At 72.5% G+C, this 6,091-nt stretch carries 5 protein-coding genes; 4 read left to right on the top strand and 1 reads right to left on the bottom strand.

All coding sequences use genetic code 11. From position 1 onward, the window contains the following. Window positions 1–5: 5 nt before the first annotated feature. Window positions 6–824 carry an SDR family NAD(P)-dependent oxidoreductase gene (locus tag ACFVZW_RS14925; protein WP_384520977.1) on the bottom strand — a complete coding sequence of 273 codons (819 nt, stop codon included), beginning with the start codon at window positions 822–824 and terminating at the stop codon, window positions 6–8. Here ACFVZW_RS14925 and uvrC point away from each other — a divergent pair. The 4 genes from uvrC to whiA are packed head-to-tail and all read left to right on the top strand — an operon-like array spanning window position 823 to window position 5,922. Further along, window positions 823–2,952, top strand: coding sequence for an excinuclease ABC subunit UvrC (uvrC, locus tag ACFVZW_RS14930; protein WP_384520980.1), 2,130 nt, complete (start codon window positions 823–825; stop codon window positions 2,950–2,952). The two genes, ACFVZW_RS14925 and uvrC, sit on opposite strands and share 2 nt — an antisense overlap. Next, complete coding sequence (rapZ, locus tag ACFVZW_RS14935) at window positions 2,949–3,923, top strand: RNase adapter RapZ (protein ID WP_329121916.1); 975 nt, start codon at window positions 2,949–2,951, stop codon at window positions 3,921–3,923. The genes uvrC and rapZ overlap by 4 nt, the downstream gene beginning before the upstream one ends. Next, a complete protein-coding gene (gene yvcK / locus ACFVZW_RS14940) occupies window positions 3,920–4,942 on the top strand; it encodes a uridine diphosphate-N-acetylglucosamine-binding protein YvcK (RefSeq protein ID WP_384520983.1) in 1,023 nt (340 codons plus the stop codon). Before rapZ ends, yvcK begins: the two co-directional genes overlap by 4 nt. Continuing rightward, the gene (whiA, locus tag ACFVZW_RS14945; RefSeq protein WP_329121920.1) at window positions 4,933–5,922 is read left to right on the top strand and encodes a DNA-binding protein WhiA; all 990 of its coding nucleotides are present in this window, start codon (window positions 4,933–4,935) and stop codon (window positions 5,920–5,922) included. Before yvcK ends, whiA begins: the two co-directional genes overlap by 10 nt. Window positions 5,923–6,091: the final 169 nt, after the last annotated feature.

The raw sequence follows: 6,091 nt of genomic DNA on the forward strand, positions 1-6,091 counted from the left end.
GCCCCTCACCGCGCCAGATACCCCCCGTCCACCGGCAGGACCACCCCCGTGATGAAGGACGCCTCCGCCGAGGCCAGGAAGAGGATGGCCGCCGCCACCTCCTCCGGGGTGCCGAAGCGGCCCATGGGGTGGGCGCGGACGATGTCCGACAGGTACTCGGGGCCGCCCGGTTCCGTGCGGGCCGCGGCGACCCGTTCCGTCTCGATCGTGCCCGGGGCCACGGCGTTGACCCGGATTCCGTGGTCCGCCCACTCCACCGCCAGGTGCTTCGTCAGGCCCGAGGCCACGAACTTGGCCGGGCCGTAGACCGCCTGGCGGGCCTGGCCCGCCACCCCGGAGATCGACGAGGTGCAGACGATCGCCCCGCCGCCGTCCTGCCCGGTCATCGCCTCGATCGCGTACTTGCAGGTCAGGAACATGCCCCTGCCGTCCACCGCCATGACCCGGTCCCAGTCCTCCCCGGTCGCCTCCGTGACGTCGGAGAGCGGGATCACCCCCGCGTTCGCGACCAGGACGTCCAGCCGCCCGAACCGTGCCACCGCCGTCGTGATCATCCGCCGGGCGTCCTCGTCCCGCGAGACGTCGCCGACCACCGCCACCATGCCCTCGTCGAGCGTCGCCAGCCGCTCCGCGTCCACGTCGGCGGCGACCACCCGCGCCCCCTCCCGCGCGAAGAGCACCGCCGTCGCCCGCCCGATCCCGCTCGCCGCCCCGGTGATCACGCACACCCGGCCCGCGAGCCGTCCTGTCGCCTCGTTCGCCATGCCCGGCCAACGAGCGCACGCGGTCTGAGTGTCGGTCGCCGCCAGTAGGGTGGGTGACATGGCCGACCCCTCCAGCTACCGCCCCAAGCCGGGACAGATCCCCGACACACCCGGGGTCTACAAGTTCCGCGACGATCACCGCCGGGTGATCTACGTCGGGAAGGCGAAGTCCCTGCGCCAGCGGCTGGCCAACTACTTCCAGCCGCTGGCGAGCCTGCACCCGCGCACGGCCACGATGGTCACCACAGCCGCCTCCGTGGAGTGGACCGTCGTCTCGACCGAGGTCGAGGCGCTCCAGCTGGAGTACTCCTGGATCAAGGAGTACGACCCCCGGTTCAACGTCAAGTACCGGGACGACAAGAGCTATCCGTACCTCGCGGTGACCCTCAACGAGGAGTTCCCGCGCGTCCAGGTCATGCGCGGTCACAAGAAGAAGGGCGTGCGCTACTTCGGCCCGTACGCCCACGCGTGGGCCATCCGCGAGACCGTGGACCTGATGCTCCGGGTCTTCCCCGTCCGGACGTGCTCCGCCGGCGTCTTCCGCAACGCCGCCTCCGCCGGACGCCCCTGCCTCCTCGGCTACATCGGCAAGTGCTCCGCCCCCTGCGTGGGCCGGGTCACCCCCGACGAGCACCGCGAACTGGCCGAGGAGTTCTGCGACTTCATGGCCGGCCGCACCGGCACGTACATCCGCCGGCTGGAGAAGCAGATGATGGCGGCGGCCGAGGAGATGGAGTACGAGAAGGCGGCCCGGCTCCGCGACGACATAGAGGCGCTGCGGCGCGCGATGGAGAAGAACGCCGTCGTCCTCGCCGACGCCACCGACGCCGATCTGATCGCGCTCGCCGAGGACGAGCTGGAGGCCGCGGTCCAGATCTTCCACGTCCGCGGCGGACGGGTGCGCGGCCAGCGCGGCTGGGTCACCGACAAGGTCGAGGCCGTCTCCACGGCCGATCTCGTCGAGCACGCGCTCCAGCAGCTGTACGGGGAGGAGAGCGGCGACGCCGTCCCCAAGGAGGTCCTCGTCCCGGCCGTGCCCGAGGACGCCGAGGCCGTCACCCTGTGGCTGAGCGGCCGCCGGGGTTCCCAGGTCTCCCTCCGGGTCCCGCAGCGCGGAGACAAGAAGGACCTGATGGAGACGGTCGCGCGCAACGCACAGCAGGCGCTCGTGCTGCACAAGACCAAGCGCGCCAGCGACCTGACGACCCGCTCCCGGGCCCTGGAGGAGATCGCGGAGGCCCTGGACCTGGACTCCGCGCCGCTGCGGATCGAGTGCTTCGACATCTCGCACCTGCAGGGCGACGACGTCGTGGCGTCGATGGTCGTCTTCGAGGACGGACTGCCGCGCAAGAGCGAGTACCGCCGCTTCCAGATCAAGGGCTTCGAGGGCCAGGACGACGTCCGCTCGATGCACGAGGTGATCAGCCGCCGCTTCAAGCGCTACCTCGCCGAGAAGGAGAAGACGGGGGAGTGGGACCAGGAGGGCGTGGCCGTGGACGCCGAGGGCGACGCGGTGGACGCCGGCGCGGTGGCGGACGGCTCGGTGGACGGCGTGGACCCGGCGGACGCCCTGCGGGCCGGACCCGGACCCGGCCCCGACGCCGTCGGACCGCGGCATGCCAACGGCTCCGGACCCGCCTCCGGCGAGGTCCCCGCCGACGACGGGCGCCCCAAGCGCTTCGCGTACCCGCCCCAGCTCGTCGTCGTCGACGGCGGGCAGCCCCAGGTCGCCGCGGCCCGGCGGGCGCTCGACGAGCTCGGGATCGACGACATCGCCGTCTGCGGTCTCGCCAAGCGCCTGGAGGAGGTCTGGCTGCCCGGCGACGACGACCCCGTCGTGCTGCCCCGCTCCAGCGAGGGTCTGTATCTCCTCCAGCGGGTGCGTGACACGGCTCACGACTTCGCCATCCGCTACCAGCGCTCGAAGCGGAACAAGCGCGTCAGGACCAGCCCCCTGGACGCCGTCCCCGGCCTCGGCGATACCCGCAAACAAGCGTTGATCAAGCATTTCGGCTCGGTGAAGCGGCTGCGACAGGCGACAATCGAGCAGATCTGCGAGGTCCCCGGCATGGGCCGCAAGACGGCCGAGGCCGTGGCGGTGGCCCTCGCGCAGGCGGCCCCGGCCGCACCCGCCGTGAATACGGCAACAGGAGAGATCATTGAAGACGACGGGGGCAGCACCGCATGACCGCGCACGACGGGCACGACCAGCACGATGAGCAAGAGAAGCAGCGAGAAGACGGAGCAGGACACGTGAGTACGGGCACGAAGGAGGCCGGTGAGACCGCCGACTCGGCGGCCATCCCCGAGCTGGTGATCATCTCCGGCATGTCCGGCGCCGGCCGGTCCACCGCGGCGAAGTGCCTGGAGGACCTCGGCTGGTTCGTCGTCGACAATCTGCCGCCCGCGCTGATCCCCACCATGGTGGAGCTCGGCGCCCGCTCCCAGGGCAACGTGGCCCGGATCGCCGTCGTCGTCGACGTCCGCGGCCGGCAGTTCTTCGACGCCCTGCGGGAGTCCCTCGCCGCGCTCGACGCCCAGCAGGTCACCCGAAGGATCGTCTTCCTGGAGTCCTCGGACGAGGCCCTGGTCAGGCGGTTCGAGTCGGTCCGCAGGCCGCACCCGCTCCAGGGCGACGGCCGTATCACCGACGGCATCGCCGCCGAGCGGGACCTGCTGCGCGAGCTGCGCGGCGACGCCGACCTGGTGATCGACACCTCCAGCCTCAACGTCCACGAGCTGCGCGCCAAGATGGACGCCCAGTTCGCCGGCGACGAGGAGCCGGAGCTGCGGGCCACCGTCATGTCCTTCGGATTCAAGTACGGGCTCCCCGTCGACGCCGACCTCGTCGTCGACATGCGCTTCCTGCCGAACCCGCACTGGGTCCCCGAGCTGCGGCCCTTCACCGGGCTGAACGAGGAGGTCTCGGCATACGTCTTCAACCAGCCCGGGGCCAAGGAGTTCCTCGACCGCTACACCGAGCTGCTCCAGCTGATCGCGGCGGGCTACCGCCGCGAGGGCAAGCGGTACGTCACCATCGCCGTCGGCTGCACGGGCGGCAAGCACCGCTCGGTCGCCACGTCCGAGAAGCTCGCCGCCCGCCTCGCCGCGGAAGGGGTCGAGACCGTCGTCGTCCACCGGGACATGGGGCGCGAGTGAAGCCGTACCGCCGGCGTACGTCCACGCTCTCGGTACGTACGCTCCGCAGGCGCGGCGCCCAGCCCAAGGTCGTCGCGCTCGGCGGGGGCATGGGTCTGTCGGCCTCCCTCGCCGCCCTGCGCAGGATCACCGGTGACCTCACCGCCGTCGTCACCGTCGCCGACGACGGCGGCTCCAGCGGCCGGCTCCGGGAGGAGCTGGGCGTGCTGCCGCCCGGCGACCTGCGCAAGGCGCTCGCCGCGCTGTGCGGGGACGACGACTGGGGCCAGACCTGGTCCCGGGTCATCCAGCACCGGTTCCAGTCCAAGGGCGATCTGCACGAGCACGCGGTCGGCAATCTGCTGATCGTCGCCCTCTGGGAGCAGCTCGGCGACCACGTCCTCGCGCTGGACCTGGTCGGCAAGCTGCTGGGCGCGCACGGCCGGGTGCTGCCGATGTCCGCCGTCCCGCTGGAGCTCCAGGCCCTGGTCAAGGGGCACGATCCGGCGCGCCCGGACGACGTCGACACGGTCCGTGGTCAGGCCACGGTGGCGCTCACGCCCGGTGAGGTGCAGTCCGTGCACCTTGTCCCGCACGACCCGCCCGCCGTGCCCGAGGCCGTCGCCGCGGTCCGGGACGCGGACTGGGTGGTGCTCGGTCCGGGCTCCTGGTTCTCCTCGGTGATTCCGCATCTGCTCGTGCCCGAGCTGCTCGACGCGCTCACCGAGACCAAGGCCCGCAAGGTCCTCTCCCTGAACCTCGCGCCGCAGCCGGGAGAAACCGAGGGGTTCTCTCCGCAGCGTCATTTGGAGGTTTTGGGACGACACGCCCCTAAACTCGCCCTGGACGTGGTGCTGGCCGACGAGGCCGCCGTGCCCGATCGCGAGTCCCTCGCCGATGCCGCCAAGCGGCTCGGTGCCGCGGTCGAGCTGGCGCCGGTGGCCCGTGCCGACAGGCTCCCGAAGCATGATCCGGAGCTGTTGGCCGCCGCGTACGACCGTATTTTTCGGATGCATGGAAGGATCGGCCCATGGCGATGACGGCAGCGGTGAAGGACGAGATCTCCCGGCTTCCCGTCACCCGGACCTGCTGCAGGAAGGCAGAGGTCTCGTCGATCCTGCGGTTCGCCGGCGGTCTGCACCTGGTGAGCGGGCGGATCGTGATCGAGGCGGAGCTGGACACCGCGATGGCGGCGCGCCGGCTCAAGCGGGACATCCTGGAGATCTTCGGGCACAGCTCGGAGCTGATCGTGATGGCCCCCGGCGGTCTGCGGCGCGGCTCCCGCTTCGTCGTGCGGGTGGTGGCGGGCGGCGACCAGCTGGCCCGGCAGACCGGCCTCGTCGACGGCCGGGGCCGCCCGATCCGCGGGCTGCCCCCGCAGGTCGTCTCGGGTGCCACCTGCGACGCCGAGGCGGCCTGGCGCGGCGCGTTCCTGGCCCACGGCTCGCTGACCGAGCCCGGGCGCTCCTCCTCCCTGGAGGTGACCTGCCCCGGTCCGGAGGCCGCCCTCGCCCTGGTGGGCGCGGCGCGCCGGCTGAGCATCGCCGCGAAGGCCCGTGAGGTACGGGGCGTGGACCGGGTGGTCGTACGGGACGGGGACGCCATCGGCGCCCTGCTGACCAGGCTGGGCGCGCACGAGTCGGTGCTGGCCTGGGAGGAGCGGCGGATGCGCCGCGAGGTCCGGGCGACCGCGAACCGGCTGGCGAACTTCGACGACGCCAACCTGCGTCGCTCGGCGCGCGCGGCCGTGGCCGCCGGCGCCCGGGTGCAGCGTGCGCTGGAGATCCTCGGCGAGGAGGTGCCCGAGCACCTCGCCGCCGCGGGCCGGCTGCGCATGGAGCACAAGCAGGCCTCCCTGGAGGAGCTCGGCGCGCTCGCCGACCCGCCACTGACCAAGGACGCGGTCGCGGGCCGGATCCGCCGCCTGCTGGCCATGGCCGACAAGCGGGCGCAGGACCTGGGCATCCCCGGAACGGAGTCGGGTCTCACCGAGGAGCTGGACGACAGCCTCGTCGGCTGACCCGGTCGCCCGGGAGTCCGCCGACCAGGATGCCCGTACTCCGCTCACATCGCCGCGGGGGGGGGCCGCGGGGGGGCCCCCGCCCCGGGGGGGGGTGGGCGAGGGGGGGGGTCCCCCCCCGCGCCGCCCCCCCCCCGGGACAATACAAATCTGTGTTTCTACCACGCGG

The organism is Streptomyces sp. NPDC059567, assembly GCF_042735655.1.
Lineage (GTDB): Bacteria > Actinomycetota > Actinomycetes > Streptomycetales > Streptomycetaceae > Streptomyces.